Annotated in this window: 19 protein-coding genes; 9 read left to right on the forward strand and 10 right to left on the reverse strand. The window is 36.0% G+C overall.

Going from position 1 to position 24,717, the window contains the following annotated elements; genetic code table 11:
• Positions 1-49 precede the first annotated feature (49 nt).
• The 3 genes from ACQ76T_RS00405 to ACQ76T_RS00415 all read right to left on the reverse strand — a co-directional run bounded on the left by ACQ76T_RS00405 (position 50) and on the right by ACQ76T_RS00415 (position 3,961).
• Positions 50-1,243: a VWA domain-containing protein gene (locus ACQ76T_RS00405; protein ID WP_431341381.1), complete on the reverse strand. Its 1,194-nt coding sequence runs from the start codon at positions 1,241-1,243 to the stop codon at positions 50-52.
• 18 nt (positions 1,244-1,261) lie between these two features.
• On the reverse strand, positions 1,262-3,043 hold the full coding sequence (locus ACQ76T_RS00410) for a mucoidy inhibitor MuiA family protein (RefSeq protein WP_431341382.1): 1,782 nt from the start codon (positions 3,041-3,043) through the stop codon (positions 1,262-1,264).
• A 243-nt stretch (positions 3,044-3,286) separates the two neighbouring features.
• Positions 3,287-3,961, reverse strand: a complete 675-nt coding sequence (locus ACQ76T_RS00415; protein ID WP_431341383.1) for an SIMPL domain-containing protein — start codon at positions 3,959-3,961, stop codon at positions 3,287-3,289.
• 352 nt (positions 3,962-4,313) lie between these two features.
• Between ACQ76T_RS00415 and ACQ76T_RS00420 the strand changes: the two genes are divergently transcribed.
• Together ACQ76T_RS00420 and ACQ76T_RS00425 are read left to right on the forward strand one after the other, a co-directional pair.
• On the forward strand, positions 4,314-6,077 hold the full coding sequence (locus ACQ76T_RS00420; protein WP_431341384.1) for a tetratricopeptide repeat-containing sensor histidine kinase: 1,764 nt from the start codon (positions 4,314-4,316) through the stop codon (positions 6,075-6,077).
• A gap of 11 nt (positions 6,078-6,088) precedes the next feature.
• Positions 6,089-6,814: a hypothetical protein gene (locus ACQ76T_RS00425; protein WP_431341385.1), complete on the forward strand. Its 726-nt coding sequence runs from the start codon at positions 6,089-6,091 to the stop codon at positions 6,812-6,814.
• Positions 6,815-6,832: 18 nt separating this feature from the next.
• Here ACQ76T_RS00425 and ACQ76T_RS00430 read toward each other — a convergent pair whose 3' ends face one another.
• The 6 genes from ACQ76T_RS00430 to ACQ76T_RS00455 form a co-directional block, all read right to left on the reverse strand.
• Positions 6,833-7,663 carry a GLPGLI family protein gene (locus ACQ76T_RS00430; RefSeq protein WP_431341386.1) on the reverse strand — a complete coding sequence of 277 codons (831 nt, stop codon included), beginning with the start codon at positions 7,661-7,663 and terminating at the stop codon, positions 6,833-6,835.
• 10 nt (positions 7,664-7,673) lie between these two features.
• Entirely contained in the window at positions 7,674-8,027 is a 354-nt protein-coding gene (locus ACQ76T_RS00435; protein WP_431341387.1) for a WG repeat-containing protein, read from the reverse strand.
• Positions 8,028-8,037: 10 nt separating this feature from the next.
• Positions 8,038-10,224, reverse strand: coding sequence for a peptidase domain-containing ABC transporter (locus ACQ76T_RS00440; protein ID WP_431341388.1), 2,187 nt, complete (start codon positions 10,222-10,224; stop codon positions 8,038-8,040).
• Positions 10,214-11,521, reverse strand: coding sequence for a radical SAM protein (locus ACQ76T_RS00445; protein ID WP_431341389.1), 1,308 nt, complete (start codon positions 11,519-11,521; stop codon positions 10,214-10,216). The genes ACQ76T_RS00440 and ACQ76T_RS00445 overlap by 11 nt, the downstream gene beginning before the upstream one ends.
• Before the next feature lie 182 nt (positions 11,522-11,703).
• Positions 11,704-11,958, reverse strand: coding sequence for a hypothetical protein (locus ACQ76T_RS00450; protein ID WP_431341390.1), 255 nt, complete (start codon positions 11,956-11,958; stop codon positions 11,704-11,706).
• A 79-nt stretch (positions 11,959-12,037) separates the two neighbouring features.
• Complete coding sequence (locus ACQ76T_RS00455; protein ID WP_431341391.1) at positions 12,038-12,298, reverse strand: hypothetical protein; 261 nt, start codon at positions 12,296-12,298, stop codon at positions 12,038-12,040.
• 309 nt (positions 12,299-12,607) lie between these two features.
• Between ACQ76T_RS00455 and ACQ76T_RS00460 the strand changes: the two genes are divergently transcribed.
• The 3 genes from ACQ76T_RS00460 to ACQ76T_RS00470 all read left to right on the forward strand — a co-directional run bounded on the left by ACQ76T_RS00460 (position 12,608) and on the right by ACQ76T_RS00470 (position 14,469).
• The gene (locus ACQ76T_RS00460) at positions 12,608-13,024 is read left to right on the forward strand and encodes a DUF6326 family protein (RefSeq protein WP_431341392.1); all 417 of its coding nucleotides are present in this window, start codon (positions 12,608-12,610) and stop codon (positions 13,022-13,024) included.
• A gap of 93 nt (positions 13,025-13,117) precedes the next feature.
• Positions 13,118-13,852, forward strand: coding sequence for a LytR/AlgR family response regulator transcription factor (locus ACQ76T_RS00465; RefSeq protein ID WP_431341393.1), 735 nt, complete (start codon positions 13,118-13,120; stop codon positions 13,850-13,852).
• Positions 13,853-13,926: 74 nt separating this feature from the next.
• Positions 13,927-14,469, forward strand: coding sequence for a lipocalin family protein (locus ACQ76T_RS00470; protein WP_431341394.1), 543 nt, complete (start codon positions 13,927-13,929; stop codon positions 14,467-14,469).
• Between the two features lie 94 nt (positions 14,470-14,563).
• Here the strand turns inward: ACQ76T_RS00470 and ACQ76T_RS00475 are convergent, their stop codons facing one another.
• A complete protein-coding gene (locus ACQ76T_RS00475; protein ID WP_431341395.1) occupies positions 14,564-15,040 on the reverse strand; it encodes a hypothetical protein in 477 nt (158 codons plus the stop codon).
• Between the two features lie 113 nt (positions 15,041-15,153).
• Between ACQ76T_RS00475 and ACQ76T_RS00480 the strand changes: the two genes are divergently transcribed.
• The 4 genes from ACQ76T_RS00480 (at position 15,154) to ACQ76T_RS00495 (ending at position 24,708) form a co-directional block, all read left to right on the forward strand.
• Positions 15,154-16,404 (forward strand): CinA family nicotinamide mononucleotide deamidase-related protein, encoded by a 1,251-nt coding sequence (locus tag ACQ76T_RS00480; RefSeq protein ID WP_431341396.1) that lies wholly within the window; start codon positions 15,154-15,156, stop codon positions 16,402-16,404.
• 379 nt (positions 16,405-16,783) lie between these two features.
• Complete coding sequence (locus tag ACQ76T_RS00485; protein WP_431341397.1) at positions 16,784-20,182, forward strand: polysaccharide deacetylase family protein; 3,399 nt, start codon at positions 16,784-16,786, stop codon at positions 20,180-20,182.
• A 76-nt stretch (positions 20,183-20,258) separates the two neighbouring features.
• Positions 20,259-22,316 (forward strand): M13 family metallopeptidase, encoded by a 2,058-nt coding sequence (locus tag ACQ76T_RS00490; RefSeq protein WP_431341398.1) that lies wholly within the window; start codon positions 20,259-20,261, stop codon positions 22,314-22,316.
• Positions 22,317-22,608: 292 nt separating this feature from the next.
• Positions 22,609-24,708 (forward strand): M13 family metallopeptidase, encoded by a 2,100-nt coding sequence (locus tag ACQ76T_RS00495; protein ID WP_431341399.1) that lies wholly within the window; start codon positions 22,609-22,611, stop codon positions 24,706-24,708.
• Positions 24,709-24,717 lie beyond the last annotated feature (9 nt).

A 24,717-nucleotide genomic window follows, 5' to 3' on the forward strand; every position in this document is an offset into this window, starting at 1 on the left:
TGACACTAATGAATTAACAAAAAAAAGCGGGTTTTATCCCGCTTTCATATTATAAATTATATCCGTTCTTTTTAGCCAATTCTACAATAGAACTTTCTATTGCTTTTCCAAGATCATCGGAGTTTGCCGTACCTCTTTTCTTCATTTCCCCATCAATGTAAGTTTGGCGCTTTCTGGACAATTCTTCAATTTCTTTTTGAATTTTGTTCCGTTCTGCAGATTTTGTGGCAATTGCTTTTTTTATTTCTTCCTTACTTTTCCCTTTCAGTTCGGAAGGAAGTTCACTTTCTTGGATGGAAGCTATAAATCCGGCATCTTTTTCAGCTTTGTCTACCAGATCCCAATGCTCGTTTTTGTAAGCATTCTTTTTAGATTTGGAAACCGTTCTTTCCACAAGATTGGAAACCGATTGAGAGGCTGCATTTTTATCCTGAGCCATTTGTTTCATCTTATATTCAGAGCCGTGATTGCCGTAGTAGATATAAGTGTCATTCAACTTGGCGTTACATTCCGAGATTCTGATATCATAAGGAGTTTCAATGTAGATTACTTTTTTATCGCTGTCGATATTAAAATATTTTCCGCCACCTGTTGTTGCTCCATTTTGCCAGAAACTTTGGATTCCTTCTTCACGGCTTCCACAGAAAATAGTATTAGTGTAAATGTTTTTATTCTTTGCTTTTGAAATTACATCCTTATAATCTATTCTTCCTTGGTTAAAAGGTTCATTGCCGGCAATGTAGATCAGTTTCATGCTTTTTTCATTACCATCCCAGTTGAGGTTGTTAGCGGCATCACGTATCACGGCACCACAATATTCACTTCCGCCGTTGGTTCTTAAAGCAAATAGCTTTTCAGAAACAAGATCGAGATCCTGGGTAAGGGGAGTAACCTGGCGAATGTAGTTTTCATCAGTGATTCCGTCATTACCATATTCATAAAGAGCAATTTCAACTTGTGGAGCTTTGCCATTGTATTGTAAGGTGGTTAAAGTATTCACAATATTCCAGAGTCTTGATTTTGCCTGATCAATCAGCCCGTCCATACTGTTGGAAGTATCAAGTAAAAGAGCAACCTGAATTTTGTTATCCTTTGTAGCCGTAATGGTTGGAACCGTGGAAGCATTTTGTACAGAAATTCTGTCATGGCCTACATCCGTTTTCGAACATCGATTATCGGAGAGAGTTCCGGAGCTTAGGAAAGCTACTCCTGCTGTGAGAGCTAAGATTTTTAAAGTGGTCATATTATTATTTTTTATAGGTTATCTGCTGTAATATTGAATTTGCATTTCTTTAGGATACTTTACTTCATAAGAGAAGCTGATCTTTTCCGAATTTCCGGAGCCCATCTTTTTGTTCCAGAGAATACTTCCGGTTTTTCCGTCGTAATCACCACCGCCAAGGTCAAGTGTTTTTACGGTGATTTTCGCGTTTTCACTGAGAGGAAGCTGATCCATAACTTCCAGCTCAATATTCTCCTTGGTATTGTTTCTGATGCTGATCTGATAAGATTCTGTTTCCCATTTGTTGGAACTGATTCCTCTTTGAGAGGTTTTATCTTCCAGTTTTATCCTTTTTACTGTAATTCTTTCGTCTACGCCAAGTGAAATAGGAAATTCATCTTTAATGTAATTACTGGTGATATGAGTTTTTCCGATATAATTATCTTCAAAGTAAATATTGGCTTCTCCATTAATCAGGTTGAGGTTTTGCCAGTTTTTCACGAAAGCCATCAGGAAGACCTGATTGTTGAGTTTCGGAACCGTGTGGTATTTGTAAGTGGCATCCAACTGTTTCTTGTCGAGAATAACATATTGCTCTTTTTCCTGACTTACAATATCCTGATTATAATTAAGCTCATAAATTACATTCATCTGGTTATCGGAAACTGTTGCCACAGGAATTTGGCTTGGTTTTGCTCTTGCATCGTCTCTCATCTGATAAGAATTGACTTCTTTGGCAGCTGCTTTTATTTTGTAATTTGCTAGTTCCTCCTGAGGATTGTAAGCATTATATTCAGCCACATAAAGAGGAGAGAGAATAGGTCTGTCCTGATGATAGGAAGGTCTGTAAGTAGAAACAAAAAGCTCAATATTTTTCCAGTCTTGACCTGTTTTCTGATAAATTTTCCCTTTATAAACCATTTCTAAAGGTTTTTTCACAGATTCTGCACGCAGATCATAAGAAGGAATCCAGCCCGCGTCCGATACCACATAACTTACTCCCAGGTTCAGATTGGTTTCATGGTCTGCAAGAATTTCAAGTAAAAGCTGTTTCTGATTGTTATTTTTATAGGTTTGTTCTTCTGCCGATTGATTATTAAGGCTCGCGAGATTTTCATCCAAAATATTTTTCTGTTCATTGAGAAGGAAGAGCTGATTTCCTATCTCCAACATTCTTTTTCTGTAAAAGTCAGTAAGCTTGATAAGCTGTTCCTGAGGTGTTGAGTGATGGCTGGTTGAAATTTTTAAATTATCATTAATAATATTCTGTTCACCTGCTAAATTCTTGATCTGTATGTTCAACAGATCTGTTTGTCGCTGAATTTTTTTCCTTTCATTCTCTGTTTGAATGGTATTCTGTTCCTCCGGCGACCTATGAATTTGAATAGTGAGCTGGTTAAGCTGTCTTTGCATTTGCTGTTTCTCATCATTCAGTTTTGAGGTATTTTCTTTGTTGGATGAGTTACTGATCTGTATATCAAGCAAACTGATTTGTCTTTGCAGTCTTTTTATTGCATTATCAAGTTTTCTTTCGTTATCAGATAAATCATTTCCTTTCACAAAATTGCTCACAGGAGTAATGGAGAGGAGCGTTGTATTTTTTTCAAGATTGATTTTATACGTATTTTCATCCAGAGTATTGGGCAGATTAATTATTCTGACCATGTTTCTGCCCTTTTGGAGATTCACATGGGTATTTCCGTAGACTTTGGCTCCCTGAAGATATACAGTGGCTTGCTTTACCTCAATTTCTTTCCGGATCTCCTGTGCTTTCAGTAAAGAGATCGAAAATGTAATCAATATGAAAAGATAATGTTTCATCGTTTATTATTTTAAATTCCTGAAGTAAAATTATTCGTATTTAAGGCTGAAAATGAGGAGACTTGGTGAATCGGAACTTTCACTTGGTGAACCTTTAGATTGAAAAATAAAAGGATACTTCTGAGTGAATGTATTCTGTGTATATGTTTTATGATCAGTTGTTCATGCTGTTTTTATAGGTTGGTTATTATAAAAAAAGACCACCTCAAACTGAGGTAGCCTTTCTATTTAAATCTGTTATTGTTATAGGATTTCGTATCGTGTTTTGATGCTGTATTTTAATTTGATGTTTTCAATATTATCAAATGAATAATCTACGGACCCATCTGCAGCTTCCATTTGAACATTGCTCATTCTGCTTTTGTAGGCAACGGGCATTACCATATCACTTGTATAGTCTTCTATTTCTACAATTTCAATGGCATTTCCTGTCTTTTTACCCATACTTTCCAACAGATAATCGGCTTTTTCTTTGGCTGCTTTCAAAGCATTGATCTTTACTGTCTTTCTGAAATCTGCAATCTTAGTGTTTTTTACCTCCGCAATGTTCAGGTTGCTTACCCATTTTTGGTTAAGATCTTCAAATATCTTACTGATGTTCGATTTTGTACTGGCTTTAAACTGATAACTTTTGGTGAATTTTGCTGTTTTCGAATATATATTCTGATACATCGATTTGAATTTAATGTCTTCGTTTTTTACTCCGGCATTTTTTAAAGCTTCGAACAGCTTCTTTTCATTATCAGCCAGATCATTTTTGTTGTCTGCTTTTATTCCGATGCTGAAGATAATTTCATCCGGTTCTATTTCCATTTCGGCAACTCCTGTTACTTCTATTGCATTCTTTTTAACTTCCTGAGCGTTTACAAAGCTTCCTAATGTTAAAATTCCGATTAATAAAAAATGTTTTAATTTCATAATTTCCTGTTTTAAATTTTTAATTCTGATGTAAAATTAGGCAGATCTGAAGCCGGAAATCAGGAGACTTGGTGAATCGGAACTTTCACTTGGTGAATTAGCAGTTAGGTTTATTTTAATCACTGATAATAGACAGATATAAGAATGATTCCATCTTTAATCAATAAAATAGGTAAATAGAGAAAGATAAAAGCTTTTTTATATTAAAAACAGTAACAACAAGATATACAGATGGTTTCAGTACTGAAACTTGGTGAAATAAGGTTTTGACTTGGTAAAGAATGAAAGACTATACATAAACTTTTAGTTACTTTGCACTAAAGATCTGAAATTCATGAAGCTAGTTTTAAAAATGCTGTTTATAATACTGCTGGCAATGAGCAATTGGCTTATTGCACAGGATAGTACGCGTGCTTCTAAAGCGCTTAAATCTGTTTCAAAACTGAAAAAAGCAGTAGACAGAAATGATAATAAAGGCGTAGCTGATGTGTATGTTGGAATGGCCAATGACTACTACAATCAGGGAAATTATGCTAAAAGTGAAGAATATCTGATTAAAGCCAGAAATATTTATCAAACCCTGAATGATAAGAAAAATCTTGAAACAACTACCCGTAAACTGGCCCAATCACAGGAAAAACAAAATAAAATAACACCTGCCATCAGCAATTACAGCATGGCAGCCCAGATGAGCTATAGCGAAAAAAGCAAAACTGAAAATACCAATGACGTGACCAGGCTTTCTTCTCCTGCTCCAGAAGTGAAGGAAGAGGCTATTCAGAGTAATATCAATCTTAAAAAAAGAGAAAATGAGCAAGCAGGTTTGGCGGAAAGTTATAGTCAGCTGGCCGATGTTAATATACAACAGAAAGATGTTTCCAAAGCGGAGGAAAATCTGAATAATGCTTACAAGATTTCTAAAAAAGAAGCTCCACAGCAGGCATTGGCCATCAATCAGAAGCTTGCGGATCTGTATGTTGAAAACAAAAAATTTGATAAAGCCATTGAAGCCAAAAAGACCCTACTGAAGGAAGATTTTGTGAAAGAAAATTCACAGGAAAAGGTCAATCAGATTCAGGAGCTGGCCGATATTTACATCAAAAATAATGATCCAGGGGAAGCCGTTAATTTATTAAAAAATGCCTACGGAATTGCGCTGGAAAAAGGACATACACTGGAAGCCCAGAGAAGTGTAAAAAAACTGGACAGTCTATATACGATCTCCGGAAATACAGATGCCTCGGTACAGTTATACAGAGATTTTCTGGGAAAATTGCCCAATCTCGTGTCTAAAGATAGAAGTCTGATCGATAATAAAATTCTGGAAGATACAGAGCAGCGAATTTCACAACTGGAAAAGGAAAAAGAACTGAAAGACGAGCTCATCCGAAAGAAAAATGTTTTCAACTACAGTCTGATAGGAGTTTTAATTGTACTGACAGGTTTGGTTCTCTTTATCTTCAGAACATTGAAAAAAGTGCAGATCAAGAATAAAAAAATTGCGCTCCAATCGCTTCGGAGAGAGATGAATCCGCATTTTATCTTTAACAGTTTGAATAGTGTGAATCATTTTATAGCGACCAATAATGAACTGGAAGCCAATCAGTATCTTACGAAGTTTTCCAAACTGATGCGTGGCGTTATGGAGAATTCTACAGAAGATTTTATTCCTTTTCAGCAGGAACTGGACCTTCTTCAGAATTATCTCGCCTTGGAAAAAACACGTTTTGCTGATAAATTTGATTATGAAATTGAGGTAGATGAAAATCTCAATCTGCAAAGCCAGATGGTTCCCGGAATGCTTATACAGCCGTTTTTGGAAAATGCTATTTGGCACGGACTCCGCTACAGAACGGAAAAGGGATTGTTGAAGTTAATGTTTGAGAAAAGTGATCAACATCTTAAAATTACTATTGAAGACAACGGAATAGGAATTGAAGAAAGCAAGAAACAGAAAACCCAGCATCAAAAAACGAGGGAAGGACGAGGAATGAAAAATACGCTTGAAAGAATTCAACTGTTGAACGATCTTTATAAAAAAGGGATCAACTGTTCTGTAAAAGATAAGGAAAACAGCAAAGGAGTGCTGGTTGTGATCACCATAAATCTTCTGTAAAAACTGATACAATGAATAGAAACGTATTGCTATTGATTTTAGTGAGTTCCCTTCTGTCCGGTTTTTTATCCGCTCAGGAAATGGATCGCAGCCGTCTGAACTCTATTTTGAAAAGTTTAGAACTTGATGCTGTCAGAATTAAAGAAGAGCTTTGCGTTGAAAAGAAAATACCAAATAAGGAGAATCGCTATATTGTTGTGATTCCAGTTTTGGTGGGAAAGGCAGAAGATGAATATAATTTTACGGTACAGAATTATATACTGATCACCGATGAGAAAGGTGTGATTGAAAATAAATATTTGGATCCCACAGAGCTTATTTCTGATGCCGTAGCTTTAAGACCTTTTACAATTGACACTGGCTTATATACGATCAGTACGAATATTCATGCATTTGGAGTAAAAACTACTTTTGTTGGAAGCAGCCGTATTTTCCCATACGAGTCTGAGAGGATTTCTATGTATTATCCGGAAGGAAAATCGTTGAAGAAAGTTCTGGATCAGTTTGAAATGGGAATGAATAGTGGAGAATGGGACGGGAAATGTAAGGGTGAGTTTAAAGACAACCACTCTTATATTATAGTGAACCCGCCCAAAATGAATACCTTTTCTGATCTTACGATTAAAACGGTTTCCGTTACAACTGTAAATAAAGAAGTAAAAGAAGACTGCGAAAATAAGGAGACTTCAAGTACAAGTTTTAAAACCTTACAGTTCAGAAACGGAAAGTACCAGTAGTTGATATCTCAACGTAGATTATTTATTATATGGAAAAGACTTGTCCAGTTCTATAGGATTATAGTACTGAAGAATATATTCCTGTTCTTCTTTTACGAGCTTGGCAAGTTCTTCCGGTTTATATTTTACACCATTGTATTCAAAAGATGATATTTTATTATTGCTAAACTCCTGTTTGATGTCGTTCAGAGGGTTGTTGAAGTATTCCATTGCTTTTTTTATCACCGTTTTTTCATCAGTGGGAATGGGTTTGTCTCCATATCTTACTTCCAGAACATTGGACGTGTCATAGGTTGATTTCAGGTTGATATTTTTGACGAGTTTAAACTTAAAATTGTCTTTAGTATCTTTTATTTCCACAATAAGTCCCGGTAATCCCTGAAACTTGTAAGGTCCCTGATTGAAAGGAATATCTTTGGTAAACCATGCTACCCATTCACGTCCTCCATAGTGGGTTGTAGCTTTTTGTAAATTCAGACCATTTTCCTGTTTTATTTCCTTTTCAAGATTCCATTCAACGTGATCATTGGTTGTGTAGGAATAAATATCATCTCCCACCAGTATATAATTGATGTTTTTCTCAGAATTCTTTTTTCTGGTGACAGGAATTTGGGTCGTCCAGGTTCTGTCCTGAGAACGATATACCTGATTTAAGGAATCTTTCTCCAAAAACTTATAATCATAATATTTTACCTGATCAGGGTTAATGTCAAGTACCATAAACTGTTTTTTATAATTGTTTTCTGAAGCATCCGGTTTATAATTCAGTTCATAGATGTATCTGTGAGTTTGCGAATGGATAAGGACGGTACTTAAAATGAATAGGATATGGATGATTTTGATTCTCATATTTCAATGGTTACTTGATGTATTTTTTATATAAAGAAGAAAAATTGTTTTTGATGTAGCTCAGTTCATATTGGGGAGGAATGATCTCGATTCCAGAACTGTTGATAAATCCATATGACCCTGATATATTTTTTACCATCGCCAGATCTTCAGAATACTCTCCGAAGGTATTAATTTTTGAATAAACCGGCTGAACGATGATTTTTCCTCCTGTATCCATAATTCCATAGGTTCCGGAAATGGTTTTTGTAAGTCTCCAGTCTTTATTTATTTTACTGATATCATTTCTCTTAGACAATTTCACCTGTGAAAAAGAAAAAGTGAATACAAATAAACATAGAAGGGTAATAAGTTTAGCTTTCATAGTGTTGGTTTTAGGTTGTTAACTGTAGCTGGTTTGATATTAATTTGGAATATTCAGACTGTTTGTAGAGCAGTTCATTATGGGTTCCTATCTCTGCAATCTCACCATTTTTCAATACAATGATCTGATCAGCATTTTTAATTGTGCTAAGCCTGTGCGCGATGATGATAGAGGTTCTGTCCTTAAGATAGGTATCCAAATTAGAAATTATTTTATTTTCATTAATAGAATCCAAGGAAGAGGTTGCTTCATCAAAGAAAATAAAATCGGGATCTTTATAAATTGCTCTGGCAATAAGTAGACGCTGTTTTTCTCCACCGCTCAGAGAAATCCCTATTTCACCTATTTTGGTGTAATGTTTCATGGGCAGGCTTTCTACTTTTTCATAAAGTTCAGCAATCTTGAGGGCAAGATTTAATCTTTCAAGGTCTGGGTTTTCGGTAGACATGGTTATATTTTCAAGAATGGTTCCGCTGAAAAGATATCCTTCCTGTAGAATTGCCCCACATATCTGTCGCCAATCTTTTATATTAACATCTTTAATGTTATTGTTTTCAATATAAATATCTCCGCTGGTAGGGTAGTAGAACCCAAGCAATAATTTCAATAACGTTGATTTTCCACTTCCACTTTCTCCTACAATAGCTGTGGTGGTATTTCTTTTAATGGTAAGATTAATATTTTTCAGAACGTCAAGCTCTGAATTGACATCATATTTGAAATTGACTCCTTTCAGTGTTATCTGGTCTACGGAATCAATCGTGTTATAGCTTACATTCTCTTTGATCTCGTTTTCTTTATTGTAAATATCCGTAAGTCTGTCGTGGGCCAGTTTGGTATTCTGAAAATTTTGAGTGTAATCTGTTAATTGCTGTAATGGAGCAGAAAGCTGACCCAATACATAACTGATCATCATCATTAGACCCAAGGTAATCTGTGACTCTATCACAAGATATGAAGTATACCCTATAAGGCTGATATCTCTTATTTTTGAGATAAATAAGTGGCCATCGTTCATATAAAAATTGATGTAAGCCAGCTTGGTCTTTAAGGTCTTTAATTTATTTTCAGAATTCATCCAGTTGGAAAGTCTGGATTGTTCCGCACTGTTGATCTTAATATCTGTAATACCCATGATCAGCTCATAAATCGTATTTCTGTTGGCCGATTCCAGAGCAAATAAAGAATAATCAATCTGCTTTTTCTTTTTAAAAAACAGAAGGATGTAAGCAAAAGAAATGATGCTGAACAACACAAAAACTAAAAATATTTTGTAATTCTGATAAATCAGCAGTAGGGAAAATACAATGATATTCAAAATACTGGTAGCTACTCCAATCAAACTGTAGGTGATGAAGTAATTTATTTTATGCTGGTCACTCAGTCCTTCTATCAGATCAGATTTAAACTTCGAATCGTGATAGCTTATAGGAAGTTTCAGAATTTTCAGAAAATAGAACTTGTTGAAGTCAATATTCAGTTCCAGACTTATTTTGGTATTGATTACCTCCGAAAGACTTTGTGAAAGCAAAAAACTGACGGCAAATACAAACTGAAGCAAAAGTAATTTGACGACGATATGCATATCTTTAGACAGAATACCTTTGTCTATATTTTCCTTCAGAAGAAGAGGCATTGCCCAATTAGCGGCTAAAGTAACGAGCGTAAGAAAAACGGAGAAATAAAACTTTTTCCTGTTCTTTTTTAAAATCTTTTTGACATTAGCGATAATTGGACTTTTTTGCTTTTCCTCTTTTTTATTGATTAATTCTATATTTTCAAAATCTTCTGACGGTTCAAATACAATTGCAATTCCTGCCGAACCACTCAACCATTTCTCACTGAAATCTTCCAGAGAAAGACTTACTCTTCCGAATCCCGGATCTATAATGTCAATGACTTTTTTGCCGACATTCTCAAGAATGATGAAGTGCCCATGTTTTAAATACAAGATCGAAGGAAGAGGCATCTCATAAATGTCTTCCAGTGTAATGTTTACCGTAGCACAGTTGAAACCGTTATTTTTCAGAAAAAGGCGGAGATCTTTGATGGAGATCCCCAGTTTTGAAACCGTAAGATTTTTTTTAATTTCTCTTAAAGTATGTTTTTTACCATAGAATGCACAAATCATTTGAAGACATGCGGGTCCACAGTCATTAGCTTCAAGTTGATGTGTGAATTTAATTTTACGCTTCATGGAAGAATAGCTTTTCCAGACGGTTCATGATTACTTCGTCTTTCTTTTCATTATCGTAGCCCATTTGGCATTTGTCAAGTCCTTTGGCTTCCAGGTTGATCTGGTGGCAGCCTCCTCCGCATAATGGAAGTATTCTACAATTTTGGCAGGCTTTAGACTGAATTTTTAACTCTTCCCAGGTAAGAATTTTTTCGTTCCATTCAATTTCTCCTTCGTCATTCAGTTCCCCGTATTTATTATCCTTTGTAAAATCTCTTGCAGTACATTTGTAAACATCACCGTTGTAATTGATAACGGCTTCGTTCTTTTTATCCGCATAGCAAGGATTGGCAAGACCTTCCAGAAGTTCTATTTCTTCTCCTTTAGGAATAAGATTATGTTTTTGATAAAGCTCCATTACTTCTTTTACCTTATCATCAATATTATTTACTTCTATATCCTGCCATACCTGATGAAAACTGATGCTCAGATAGCTTCTGTCTTCCTCATTAAGGTCAATAAGATCGTTTACAATTTCCTTCGTAGAATCAATATTTTCAGCGGTATAATTAATTCTTATAAGAACACTTATTTTTTCTCTGAGTAATCTCTTTATAGAATCAATAATCTTATCATAAGATCCTTCTTCTTTTTGGGCCACTCTCACTTTATTATGCTCTTCTCTTCCTCCATCCAATGTAATCTGGAAAAACTTACTGTCATTGTCGTAGGTAAGGTGGTTCACCATTTTATCATTAAGAAGATAAGCATTGGTTGTAAAAGAAATAGTAAAGTTGATGTGAGAATAATCTTGGTATTTGGTTCTGTAATGATTGATGATAGGCTCGGTAACCTTGCTGTAGTACATCAAAGGTTCTCCACCGAAAAATGAAAGATCGAATGAGTTGAGGTTTTGATTTTTTTCTAATGTCTTATCAATAAACTTGATGATCTTGTTGACCCCTACATTGCTCATCTTGGAACCTACAATGTGAGATTCATAGCAATACCAGCACTTGAAATTACAATTCATCGTCGGGTTAATGATAAGTCGGTATGTTTTATCAGAATAATCAACCTCTTTACTTCTCTGGATAACTTCCTGAAGCTCATTACGATTATGGTCAACAATGGCATTGATATCTAATAGATTTTGATAGATAGATGGGTGGTTTTTTTCCAGATCAAGAATTGGAAGCTTAAAATAGCCTTCTAAATCTCTCTTGATGACGATACATTTATCCTCTTTTGAATTGTATACTGCTGAAATAGTATCACTTAATGGAATGATAGAATTATACTTACTGAATTTATACATAATTTCTCTTTATATTATTGTTGGATTCGGGTTTGGATTGAATGTGATATATTTTGAACTACGGGTGTAGTTATCACATTGTTAGTCAGAATAAAATCTTCCTCAGCATCCAAAAGATTTTTTTCAATAACCTTTAAGAAATTTGGATAGTTTTTTATCTGGCATATTAGTTTTTTTATTTCTTATAAAATTCCTGTAGAAGGACTCAGAACGGTACATTTTCTCCCATTGCTGGAGTTGTCGCAACTGCTGTTGGAGCAGCGGGAATCATTAACGGATCCCTGGCAGGCAGAACTTCCGTTCACACATTGGTTGCCATTAACGACTATAAAATCTCCGGCCATTAAATTTTCATTGATTTTCGATAAATAAAGAGATTCACTGTCACTGGAGATCATCTTTTCTTCAATCATTTTTAAAAATTTTGATTTTTCCATGTTATAATTTGTTTTTAGTGTTTATAAAAAAGTAAGAATTACTATAACTGATTTTGATTTCTTTTAAAAAATTAAGTTGTTATGATATACCTGTTGAAGGGGTTAATACGGTACACTTTCTTCCATTAATAGAATTATCACAGTTTCCGTTAGAACATCTGGAGTCATTTATAGATCCGTTACAAGCAGAACTTCCGTTGATACATCTGCTGTCGTTTACACCAATGAAGCCTCCTTGGCTTTGCTCAGAAAAATTAGTAAGAATTAATGATTCTTGACTGTTATCTGTTAAATTGCGCTCTAGTTTTTCGATAAAGTTTGAAAATTTTGTATTTTTCATAGTGATTGGTTTTAAATGTTATGATTATAGTAATTCTTATCACTAATGTAAGAAAAATAGTATTATTCACCCTCTGGAGTGTTAATTTGTATTGATTTTAAATAAACTGTCACTTTATTGAGAATTATTAAAAATCGCCACATGTTGATCTTTAGGATTCTAAAAATTTGGTCCTATTGCAAAAACATGTAACAATTTTTATAAAGCAGTTGTCTTACAAGATGAAAACTTACAACATAATGATTCACACATCATCAATGTTAGAAAGACAGAGATCATCATATTCGTAAACATTTATGTATTAAAACCATGAAAAATACTACTAAACTGGAGGATATTAAAGTCAATGTGAAAATTATATTGGCCGGCCTTTGGGCCTCCGTTACCCTGTGCTATCTGTACGGGGACTATTTTGAACTTTATACACCCGGAAAAGCCTGGGGACTTGTAGAAGGAGACAACTTACTGAATTCTCCGATGAAACTTTTTACAGCCTCCGCAGTTCTTGCCATTCCTGCTGTTATGGTATTTCTTTCACTTATTCTGAAACCTGCGCTTAACAGAATACTTAATATCGTTTTCGGAATATTTTTTACAGCAATAATGTTACTTGTGGGAATTTCATCCTTTTCGGACTGGTATTTGTTTTATACCTTCCTAGCTGCATTGGAATGCATCATCACAATTCTTATTATACACTATGCCTGGAATTGGAAGAAAATATAAATTTCAGGGAGTTGGAGGTTTTACTATGAGATTGTAGAAACGATCAAATATTCTTAATTTGCAGCCACAATATGCAGCCTAATACCTGTCTCAATGAAAATAAAAGCCGTAATCGTAGATGACGAACTCATCGCAAGAGAAGTTCTCAGAAGTTATCTTACCAAATACTGTCCGCAGGTAGAAATTCTCGGAGAGGCAGAAAATATTAAAGAAGCAGCTCCTTTAATTGCTGAAAAACAGCCACAGTTGGTCTTTCTGGATGTGGAAATGCCTTTTGGAAATGCTTTTGACGTATTAGAAGCTACCAAAGATTTCTCCTATGAAACCATTTTTATTACCGCTTTTTCACAATATTCGCTGCAGGCATTAAATAAATCTGCAAGCTATTATATTTTAAAACCGATAGATATTCAGGAATTGATTCTCGCGGTAAATAAAGTGGCTGAAAGTCTGGAGAAAAAAGAAGAGCTCAACCGGAATAAAATTCTACTCGAAAATTTAAAATTAAAACCGGAAAAACAACAGCTTATTCTTCCTACTTTACAGGGCTTTGATGTCGTGAAAACCGAAGATATTCTAAGACTTCAGGCGGATGGAAACTTTACACAAGTTTATCTTACAGATGGTTCAAAGAAAATGGTCTGCCGTTTTTTGAAACATTTTGATGATCTTTTGGAAAGTCCTTTCGTGAGAGTTCACCGCTCTCATATCATCAATACCGCATTTGTAAAATCCTATCATAAAAGTGGCACCGTCATGTTGGCTGACGATACGGAAATTGAGGTTTCCGGAAGTTTTAAAGACAACTTTCTGAAAAATTTTTCGTAGAAATTATCTCGCCTCAATAGAGCAAAGGCATTATTTTTGAAGCTTTTATAAACATTACACCAAAAAATTCTGTTATGAAAACTCTTCACAAAATTATACTTCCGGTCTCTTTGGGAGCATTGGGACTTATTCTGTTCAATTCTTACTCTGTCCGAATTCCCAGAGGAGCAACAGCAGTGAAGAATTTTGATGCCCAAAAATATCTGGGTAAATGGTACGAAATTGCCCGTTTCGATTATCGATTTGAAAAAAATATGAATAATGTCACTGCAGAATATTCAGAAAATCCGGATGGGAGCATTCAGGTAAAAAATAAAGGATACGATTATCTTAAAAAAGTCTGGAGTGAATCTATTGGAGAAGCTCAATTCGTAAAAGATAAAACAGAAGCCAGGCTGAAAGTGTCGTTTTTCAAACCAATCTGGGCAGGGTATAATGTCATTGATATTGATGAAGATTACCAATATGCTCTTGTTGCAGGAAGCAGCCTGAAATACTTGTGGATCCTATCCCGAACAACTGATATTCCGGAAAGTATGAGACAGCGCTTCCTGGAAAAAGCCAGAAAAATAGGCTATAATACCAATGAACTGATCTGGATAGGGCATGATAAATAAGGAATAAAAAATAGAAAGTGAAGAAAATGTGTTGACGATTTGCTGTTGAGCCGGCAGGTCGGTGTTTCACATTTTCTTCACCTGTATTAGCTTGTTAGCTTCCAATATATTCCTTCCATTCTTCAAAACGATAATCAATGACCTTTTTCATCAGATCGTAATTTTCGTAGGTGTCTTCAATATGATAGAAAGTTTCGTATTCGTAGTCATTTTCTTCTGCTTTTGCATCAAAAATATTGACGAAATCATCAGCAAATGAGCTGTATTTATTTCCAAAATCGGTGTCATCTGCATAATAGTCTTTTGCAAAACTGTTCCCGAGATCATTCAGATCATACTCTGAGAATTTTCCGTCACAGCAATCCATTACAAATTCTGCACCTGTTATTTCTCTTCGCTTCACAAGCTCAATTCCTTCCTTTGCATCTTCTTTCAGTTCTTCAGAAATCATATCATGGTTGATACACCAGTTCAGGAACATCCCGGTATGAGTTGCTCCGTTTTTCTGAGGAAGTCCTTCAGGAAAATCACCACCATAATGCCATGAAGCATCATCATATTTAGACATCATCTTTAATTATAGTTTTAAACAATTTTTGTCAAAAATAGAAAAAATCATTTTATGTTGCCGCAGCCACCGATTTTTCCGTCATTTGCAGAGAATTTTTTTCAACAAATTGATATATGGAAAAAGCTGTTCTGATCACCATTGGTGACGAAATCCTTTCTGGAAACACGATAGATACCAACTCTAATTTTATTGCCTCCGAACTGAAGAATATCGGGATAAAAGTTTCACAAATTTTTACCATTTCTGACGAAATTGAAACCATTAAAAATACGTTGAGCACCGCCTTTGAATTAGGTGATCTGATTATCACTACAGGAGGGCTGGGACCAACCCGGGACGACAAAACTAAAAAAGCCCTGGCTGAGTTTTTTAATGATGAAATTGCCTTGGATGAGGTGACCTTCAATCATCTTAAAAACTATATGGAAAGAAGAGGGCGTGCAGATATTTTAGAAAGAAATAAAGAGCAGGCATTTGTTCCTACAAAATCAGTCGTTTTTCAAAACCATTATGGAACAGCACCTTGTATGATGATGGAGCTGGATGGAAAACTGTGTTATAGTTTACCTGGCGTTCCGTATGAAGTAAAACCATTAATCAAAGACCAGATTATTCCTTACCTGCAGGAAAAATTCAACCTTCAGTATATCCATACGAGAATTATATCTGTGGTAGGAATTCCGGAGAGCATTCTTGCTGATACTATTGAAGATTGGGAACTTGCCCTTCCTGAAAATTTGGCCCTTTCTTACCTTCCGATAGGAACCAGAGTAAAGCTAAGGCTTACAGCGTCCGGGGAGAATGAAGAAACGTTGAAAAAGCAGGTTGAGGATGAAATTCAGAAAGTACTTCCTTTATTGGGTGACCATGTGATTGCTGTATCAGAGGACAAAATAGAAAATATTCTTGCTGAAATTCTTACAGAAAGAAAACTGACGGTTTCTACGGCAGAAAGCTGTACGGGTGGAGAGTTGGCTAAAATGCTGACATCGGTTTCAGGAAGTTCAAAATATTTCCTTGGCGGAATAGTGCCTTATGCCACAGAAAAAAAGATCAAAATCTTGAATGTTTCAAAAGAAACGGTAGACCAGTTTACCGTTGTCAGTGAGCAGGTGGCCCGGGAAATGGCAAAAGGCTGTCAGGAACTGTTTGATACGGATATTTCTCTTTCTACAACAGGCGTTGCAGGGCCCGGGAGAGGAGAAGATGGTAAAGAAGTGGGAACGGTTTTTTATACTATAAGAATCAAAGATAAAGAAGTAACATCTACATTGTATATGCCGCATCTTGAAAGACTGGATTTTATGAGTTTTGTTTCTCAGAAGGTTATTCAGGATCTTGTATCATTGCTGGTAGCAGTATAGATTTTTATAGCATAAAAGAGACAGTTTTTAACGCAAAGAGAAGATTTATGTCGTCCTATTTAAGGAAAGCAAAGAAAGAATCAACAAGTTGATTTGATGAAGCGTGTAGCTTTGCGTAGCAGATGTATCTGCCTTTGCTCTCTAAAATATCCAATATTATATTTTTTAAAACTTTGCGCTTAAAAATAAGCTATACCTTATTATTTACAAATTCGGAAAAAGTCACAGGAGTTTTTACACTTTTGTGACTTTTTTACTTATATTAAAAAATTGTAGATAAGTTATTTACCTTAATATTTTGTTTTTTTAATTTTTTTTTAATTAATTTTAGAGTGCTTTTTCACACTTTTTGAAAACCATTCATTAAAATTTTAAAATCGTGGAAAATTCCAAACAGATTTTTCAGACCAACAGTAAAAAACGCTGGAAAAGTGTCAAGTGGGGCAGCCGTTTCTTTATCTTTATGGGAGCCTTGCTTTTTCTTGCTTTAGGTTTGATGATGACCCTGGACAGAAGTCCAAAAATTCCTTTTAAGGAAGACTATAAAGCAGTAATTACCGCCAACAAACCTTATCTTCAGGAAAATAGAATTTCTAAAGAATATAAAGGATTCAGAAGTTTTATTTCTGAAAAAAATATCCATACCAACCTTGCCAAGATAGAAAAGGCAAGAGAAGAAAGATATAAAAATCAAAACAGAAATTGGGCACAGTTTCCGGGAGGAATTCGCTCCGCATTTTATGTAGCCTGGGATGCTCAATCTTTAATGTCTTTAAAGAGAAATATCAGACATGTCAATCTGGTTTTCCCGGAATGGTTTTTTATTGATCCTAAAACAGGAGATTTGAAAACCAACGTAGACCCGGAAGGCTATAAAATAATCAAAAGAACAGGGGTTGCCGCAATGCCGATGTTGAGTAATAACTCAGACAGAGAGTTCCGGTCTGAAGGATTGGTAAAAGTGCTTAATGATCCTAAAAGAAGAACTGCTCTTATTCAAAAAATAACCCAACAGTGTAAAAGATACCACTTCAAAGGAATTAATATTGACTTTGAGGACATGAACCTGAATTCTGATGATAATCTGATTGCTTTTATGAAAGAGCTTTCAGAGACTTTTAAACAAAATCAGCTTCTGGTTACTATGGATATTATGACGGATAATGATGATTATAACATCCCAAGATTAGATCCATATGTAGACTATTTTGTACTAATGGCTTACGACGAGTATTCCGCTGGAAGTGATGCTGGTCCTGTTTCTTCACAGAAATGGATAGAAGCACAGGCCGGTAAAATGGTTAAGCAAACTTCCCCTCACAAGATTATTCTTGGGTTGGGAGCATATGGCTATGACTGGAGCTCCAATAAAGAGGACAATACCTCTGTAACGTATATGCAGGCCATTACAAAAGCTAATGCCAGTAAAGCAGTAATTGATTTTAATGACAATACTTTTAATCTGAACTATTCTTACACAGATTCCAAAAACCTTACTCATACAGTGTTTTTCAATGATGCAGCATCTATCTTCAACACAATGCGATTCTCTTCAGAGTATCCGTTGGCAGGAACTGCACTTTGGAGACTGGGAAGTGAGGACAGCAGAGTCTGGAATTTCTATGACAAAGATCTTACCTCTGCAGGGGTTTCTAAACTTAATTTGAAAAATCTGCAAAATGTAAAAGGGCAGACCATGGTAGATTATATCGGTGACGGTGAAGTGCTGGACGTACTGAATACTCCTCATGATGGAAAAATTGCCATAGAAATTGATCCGAAAGAGAAAATCATTACAGACGAAAACTATATTACGTATCCAAGTTCATATGAAGTAAAAAAATACGGAAGTGCTCCACAAAAAGAACTTGTCCTGACTTTTGATGATGGCCCGGATGAAACCTATACCCCTCAGGTATTGGATATCTTATCAAAATATCATGTTCCGGCAGCTTTCTTTTTAATAGGGTTAAATGCAGAAAAAAATCTTCCGCTTGTTAAAAGAATCTATCGCGAAGGACATGAAATAGGAAATCATACCTTTACTCATGAAAATGTTGCAAAAGTAAGCCCACAAAGAGCTTTGCTTGAAATGAAACTGACAAGACTTTTGATTGAATGTATCACAGGGCACAGTACCATTTTGTTCCGTGCTCCTTATAATGCCGATTCTGAGCCTACAACTTCCGAAGAGATTATTCCGGTAGCTTTGGCCAGACAGCAAAACTATCTGGATATTGGTGAAAGTATTGACCCTGAAGACTGGCAGCCAGGAGTGAAAGCAGATGAAATTGTAAAGCGGGTTATGGCAGGGATCAAGATGCAGAGAGGAAACATCATTCTTCTTCATGATGCTGGTGGAGATACAAGAGAAGAAACTATAAAAGCATTAAAAATTTTAATTCCGACATTACAGAAACAGGGATATCATTTTACCAACCTCAGAACCCTTCTTCATAAAAGTAAAAGTGAGCTGATGCCTGAAGTTCCCAAAACGAGATCTTATTATGTGATGCAGTTGAATTTGGTATTAGCCACCGTGATTTATGGAATAAGCCACTTTCTAGTAGCTCTATTTACAATTTTTATTGGTTTAGGATTAATCAGACTATTACTGATGGCATACTGGGCATTTAAAGAAAAAAGAAAAGAAAATAAACTGAGTGAGTTTCCTGTTTTGGAATCGTATCCTAAAGTTTCCATCATTGTTCCCGCTTACAATGAAGAAGTGAATATTGTATCTTCTTTACAAAATCTCCTGAAGCAGACTTACCCTAATTTCAACATCATTATGGTAGACGACGGAAGCAAAGATTCTACCTATGAAAAAGCACAAGAAGCGTTCCCGAATCACCCGGACCTTAAAATATTCACCAAGGCAAACGGAGGGAAAGCCACAGCCTTGAATTTCGGTATTTCACAAACGGATGCAGAATATGTAGTGTGTATAGATGCTGATACCAAACTACAGCAGGATGCTGTAAAATATCTGATTGCGAGATTTTTAAATGCTTCTCCAGAAGAAAAAATTGCAGCAGTGGCAGGAAATGTGAAAGTTGGAAACAAAGTAAACTGGCTTACAAAATGGCAGGCTATAGAATATACTACTAGTCAGAATTTTGACAGACTGGCTTATGCAAACATTAATGCAATCACTGTAATTCCGGGTGCTATCGGAGCATTTAAAAAAAGTGTAATTAATGAAGTAGGAGGATATTCCTCAGATACGTTAGCTGAAGATTGTGATATTACCGTAAAAATCCTGAAAGAAGGATATACCGTAGCCAACGAAAATAAAGCGGTTGCTGTGACGGAAGCTCCCGAATCAGTAAAACAGTTTTTAAAACAACGTTTCCGATGGACATACGGAATTATGCAGATGTTCTGGAAACAGAGACAGACGTTCCTTAACCCCAGATATAAAGGACTGGGAATTTGGGCAATGCCGAATATTTTATTATTCCAATACATTATTCCATTTTTCTCGCCATTGGCAGATGTGATTATGCTTTTTGGAATTCTGTCCGGAAACGGCAGCAAAATATTCTCCTATTATCTGATCTTCTTATTGGTGGACGCTTCTTTAGCATTAATCGCATTTATTATGCAGCGTGAGAAACTCATCAATCTGCTGTATATCATTCCGCAGAGATTCGGGTACAGATGGCTGATGTATATTGTATTATTTAAAAGTTTAAGAAAAGCATTGAAAGGCGAAATGCAGTCCTGGGGCTTCCTGAAAAGAACAGGAAATGTAAAAGAGATAGCAACTTCTTAATATTTGTTTAAATTTGTTTTATCGAAAAGTAACAAATAGTTAATTCATCATACATATTATATAAATTGTTATCATAATGAAAAAAATAACGCTTTCTTTGTTTTTAATAGCAGGGATCTGCACTCAGAATACTATGAGCGCACAAGCAAAATCGGTGAAAACCGCAGTTAACAACACAGACAAAGGCTTAGACCTTAGCTTGATGGACACTTCAGTGCGTCCACAGGATGATTTTTATAACTATGTGAGCGGAACTTGGATGAAAACCGCTAAAATCCCATCCGACAAGCCAACTTGGGGAAGTTTTAACAAGTTAGGAGAAGATACGGATAACAATTCCATGACGATCCTGAACTCTCTTTTAAAGGATAAATTTGCTGACGGAAGCGAAGGTAAAAAAATCCAGGATCTATATGCAACGTATATGGATATGAATAAGAGAAATGCTGATGGTATCAAACCTATCCAGGATCACCTGAATAAAATTGACGCCATCAAAAACATGACGGATCTTCAGAACTATCTTACTTCAGTAACAAAAGAAGGTGAAAATATCTTCTACGGTTGGGGAGTATACGCAGATTTAAAGGATTCAAACATGAATGCTGTTTACTTAGGTGAAGCATCTCTAGGTTTAGGAAGAGATTATTATCAGAAAGTAAACGATAAAAATACAGAAGCTATTGCTGAATATCAGAAATATGTAGCTTCAATGTTAAAAGAATTAGGATACAAAAATGCTGACGAAGCAGCAAAAGGTATCGTTAATTATGAAAAGAGCATTGCTCAGACTTTATTGACCAACGAACAAAGTAGAGATAATACCCTTCAGTATAACCCTCAGACTATGGCTGAGCTTTCTACTCTGGTAAAAGGAGTGGATCTTCCTTCATATCTTAAAAAAGTAGGAGTAAATACAGACAGAGTAATTATTGGAGAACTAGGTTTCTACAAAAACTTTGATAAATTAGTAAACACTCAGAATCTTCCGGTGATTAAGGATTACCTTAAATTCCACATGATCAACGGAAGTGCTTCTTACTTAAGCGAAAAGTTAGGAGACATGAAATTTGCTTTCTTCGGAAAATACCTGAGAGGTCAGCAGGAACAAAGAGCTCTTAACAAAAGAGGATATGAGTTGATCAACAGAAACTTAGGAGAAGCTTTCGGAAAACTGTATGTTGAGAAATATTTCCCAGCAGAAGCTAAAGCTCAGATGGTGGAATTGATCGATTACTTAAAGAAAAGCTTTGCAGTTCACATCAACAACCTGGCTTGGATGTCTGCTACCACTAAGGAAAAAGCAATGCAGAAGCTGAACAAGTTTACAGTAAAAGTTGCATATCCTGATAAATGGAAAGATTATTCTAAATTGGTCATTCTTCCTGAAGATAAAGGAGGTTCATTATACAAAAACCTTCAGAATATTGGTGAATGGCAGTATAACAAAGATTTGGCAAAAATCGGGAAACCGGTTGATAAAACAGAATGGGGAATGACTCCACAAACGGTAAATGCTTACTACAATCCGGTATTTAACGAAATCGTATTCCCTGCAGCAATCCTTCAGCCGCCATTCTTCAACCCTAAAGCTGATGCCGCAGTAAACTTTGGAGGAATTGGTGCTGTTATCGGTCACGAAATGAGCCACGGATTTGATGATTCAGGGGCGCAGTTTGATGCAGATGGTAACCTTGTAGACTGGTGGACTCCGGAAGATAAAGCTAACTTCGAAAAAGCAACAAAAGCTCTTGCTTCACAATATGACAAATATGAGCCTGTAAAAGGAACATTCGTAAACGGAACTTTCACAAACGGTGAGAACATTGCCGATTTAGGGGGAGTAAACATCGCATACGATGCTCTTCAAATGTATTTAAAAGATAAAGGAAATCCTGGAAAAATCAGCGGATTCTCCCAAGATCAGAGATTCTTCCTAAGCTGGGCAACCGTTTGGAGAACTTTATCAAGCGAAAAATATATGATCAATCAGGTTAAGACAGACCCGCACTCCCCTGGATATTTCAGAAGTTTCGGTCCGTTAATCAACGTTGATGCTTTCTACAAAGCATTTGATGTGAAAAAAGGAGACAAATTATACAAAGCTCCGGAAGACAGAATCAAAATCTGGTAACAATAACAACCGCTCAGCAATGAGCGGTTTTGTTTTTTAAGGGGTAGGTGACAGGTAGTAGGTTTTAGGGATTGTGAGACTGAGCCGAAGGGATAATATTTATAACAACGGTCTCCATCATTCCCCTTCCTCGGAGGGGTGGTAAAAATTCAAAGAATTTTTGACGGGGTGGTTCCATGCATAATAACGTCGAACATTAAACATTAAACACTCATATATCAATTATCATTCATTACATATCATTAAAGTTTGTATATTTGGTAAGTTTGTGTAAAATCAAAAATTATCTTTAATGAAAAAGCTAAATATTGGAATACTGGCCTTATCAGGTATAGTATTTCTCAATTCGTGTGGAGCAGCAAAGACTGCAGGGACAGATACTAAGACTGAGGCTGCAAAGGTAGCCGTTGAAAAACCGGTGAAAGAAGAAGTAAAAGAGGAGGGGATCAATTTATCTTATATGGATACCAATGTCCGTCCGCAGGATGACTTTTTTAGCTACGTGAACGGAAATTGGGTGAAAAACACTCAGATTCCTTCGGATAAAGCCAATTGGGGATCTTTCAATGCCTTGAGAGAAAATGTAGATGATGCTTCATTAGATATCCTGAACAAAATTCTTACAGAATCATATCCTGCAGGTTCAGAAGGACAGAAAATCCAAAACCTGTATGCTTCATTTATGGACACTGCAAAGAGAAATGCAGAAGGACTGGCTCCAATTAAAGGAGATCTTGCAAAAGTAGATGCTATAAAAAACGTTAACGATCTTCAGAAATATCTTTTAGATGCTACCAAATTAGGAGATAATTCTTTCTATGGCTGGAGAGTGGGAGCAGATATGAAAAACTCTCAGATGAATGCTGTTTACCTTGGAGGTCCGGATCTTGGTTTAGGAAGAGACTATTATCAGAAGGTAAACGAAGCCAATACTAAAACATTGGCGGAATATCAGACTTATGTCGGTAAACTGTTTGGTGTTTTAGGATACAAAAATTCAGCACAGGCAGCACAGAATGTTGTTACTTTTGAAAAGCAACTGGCAAATTATTTATTAACTCTTGAGCAGAATAGAGATGCCAATTTAAGATACAATCCTAAAAATGTATCCGAACTTTCAGGGCTTGTTAAAAACATTGATCTTGCAAAATATCTGAAAGACGCTGGTGTCAATACAGACAGAGTTATTATCGGAGAACTGAAATATTACCAGAATATGGATCAGTTCATCACTCAGAAAAACCTTCCGTTATTAAAAGATTATCTGAAATATCATATTATCAACGGAAATGCAAGCAATCTGGATGACAGCTTAGAGCAAATCAGATTCGATTTCTATGCTAAATATTTACAGGGTCAGAAAGAACAGCGTCCAATGAACAAAAGAGGACTTACTCTTGTAAACGGTGTTCTTGGAGAAGCTTTTGGTAAATTATATGTAGACCAATATTTTACGCCTGAGGCTAAAAAGCAAATGGAAACTTATATAGATTACATTTTAAAATCATTTAAAAGCCACATTGCCAATATAGATTGGATGTCTCCTGAAACAAAAGTAAAAGCTCAGGAAAAATTATCCAAATTTACCGTGAAAATTGCTTACCCGGATAAATGGAAAGATTACAGCCAACTGAAAGTAGAATCTCCAAAACAAGGAGCAACACTATACTCTAACCTTCAGAATGTTGCGGCGTGGCAATATCAGAGAAGTTTAGATAAAGTAGGAAAGCCTGTTGATAAAACAGAATGGGGAATGTCTCCACAAACGGTAAACGCCTACTACAGCGGATCAAACAACGAGATTGTATTCCCTGCGGCGATTCTTCAACCTCCTTTCTATAATCCTAAGGCTGATGCAGCTGTTAACTTCGGAGGTATTGGTGCCGTTATCGGACACGAAATCTCTCACGGATTTGATGACAGTGGTTCCCGTTTCGATGGAGATGGTAACCTGAACAACTGGTGGACAGATGGAGACCGTAAGAACTTTGATGCTAAAGTAGCTCAGCTGGCTGCTCAATACAGTGCTTACGAGCCTGTAAAAGGAAGTTTTGTAAACGGAAAATTCACAAGTGGTGAAAATATTGGTGACTTAGGGGGAGTAGCTGTTGCGTATGACGCGCTTCAAATGTATTTAAAAGACAAAGGAAACCCTGGAAAAATCAGCGGATTCACTCAGGATCAAAGATTCTTTATGAGCTGGGCAACTGTTTGGAGAACCAAGGCAACCGATCAGTATATGATCAATCAGGTGAAAACAGATCCACACTCTCCGGGAATGTTCAGAGCATTCGGTCCGTTGGTTAATCAGGATTCTTTCATCAAAGCATTCGATATCAAACAAGGTGATAAACTATACAAAGCACCTCAGGATAGAATAAAAATCTGGTAATTGTACCCG

This window comes from Chryseobacterium sp. JK1, from assembly GCF_050632815.1.
Classification (GTDB): domain Bacteria; phylum Bacteroidota; class Bacteroidia; order Flavobacteriales; family Weeksellaceae; genus Chryseobacterium.

Bases quoted from the DNA above. Each gene is read 5' to 3' on its own strand.
- ACQ76T_RS00405 (WP_431341381.1), bottom strand. From the start codon at position 1,243: ATGACCACTTTAAAAATCTTAGCTCTCACAGCAGGAGTAGCTTTCCTA.
- ACQ76T_RS00410 (WP_431341382.1), bottom strand. From the start codon at position 3,043: ATGAAACATTATCTTTTCATATTGATTACATTTTCGATCTCTTTACTG.
- ACQ76T_RS00415 (WP_431341383.1), bottom strand. From the start codon at position 3,961: ATGAAATTAAAACATTTTTTATTAATCGGAATTTTAACATTAGGAAGC.
- ACQ76T_RS00420 (WP_431341384.1), top strand. From the start codon at position 4,314: ATGCTGTTTATAATACTGCTGGCAATGAGCAATTGGCTTATTGCACAG.
- ACQ76T_RS00425 (WP_431341385.1), top strand. From the start codon at position 6,089: ATGAATAGAAACGTATTGCTATTGATTTTAGTGAGTTCCCTTCTGTCC.
- ACQ76T_RS00430 (WP_431341386.1), bottom strand. From the start codon at position 7,663: ATGAGAATCAAAATCATCCATATCCTATTCATTTTAAGTACCGTCCTT.
- ACQ76T_RS00435 (WP_431341387.1), bottom strand. From the start codon at position 8,027: ATGAAAGCTAAACTTATTACCCTTCTATGTTTATTTGTATTCACTTTT.
- ACQ76T_RS00440 (WP_431341388.1), bottom strand. From the start codon at position 10,224: ATGAAGCGTAAAATTAAATTCACACATCAACTTGAAGCTAATGACTGT.
- ACQ76T_RS00445 (WP_431341389.1), bottom strand. From the start codon at position 11,521: ATGTATAAATTCAGTAAGTATAATTCTATCATTCCATTAAGTGATACT.
- ACQ76T_RS00450 (WP_431341390.1), bottom strand. From the start codon at position 11,958: ATGGAAAAATCAAAATTTTTAAAAATGATTGAAGAAAAGATGATCTCC.
- ACQ76T_RS00455 (WP_431341391.1), bottom strand. From the start codon at position 12,298: ATGAAAAATACAAAATTTTCAAACTTTATCGAAAAACTAGAGCGCAAT.
- ACQ76T_RS00460 (WP_431341392.1), top strand. From the start codon at position 12,608: ATGAAAAATACTACTAAACTGGAGGATATTAAAGTCAATGTGAAAATT.
- ACQ76T_RS00465 (WP_431341393.1), top strand. From the start codon at position 13,118: ATGAAAATAAAAGCCGTAATCGTAGATGACGAACTCATCGCAAGAGAA.
- ACQ76T_RS00470 (WP_431341394.1), top strand. From the start codon at position 13,927: ATGAAAACTCTTCACAAAATTATACTTCCGGTCTCTTTGGGAGCATTG.
- ACQ76T_RS00475 (WP_431341395.1), bottom strand. From the start codon at position 15,040: ATGATGTCTAAATATGATGATGCTTCATGGCATTATGGTGGTGATTTT.
- ACQ76T_RS00480 (WP_431341396.1), top strand. From the start codon at position 15,154: ATGGAAAAAGCTGTTCTGATCACCATTGGTGACGAAATCCTTTCTGGA.
- ACQ76T_RS00490 (WP_431341398.1), top strand. From the start codon at position 20,259: ATGAAAAAAATAACGCTTTCTTTGTTTTTAATAGCAGGGATCTGCACT.
- ACQ76T_RS00495 (WP_431341399.1), top strand. From the start codon at position 22,609: ATGAAAAAGCTAAATATTGGAATACTGGCCTTATCAGGTATAGTATTT.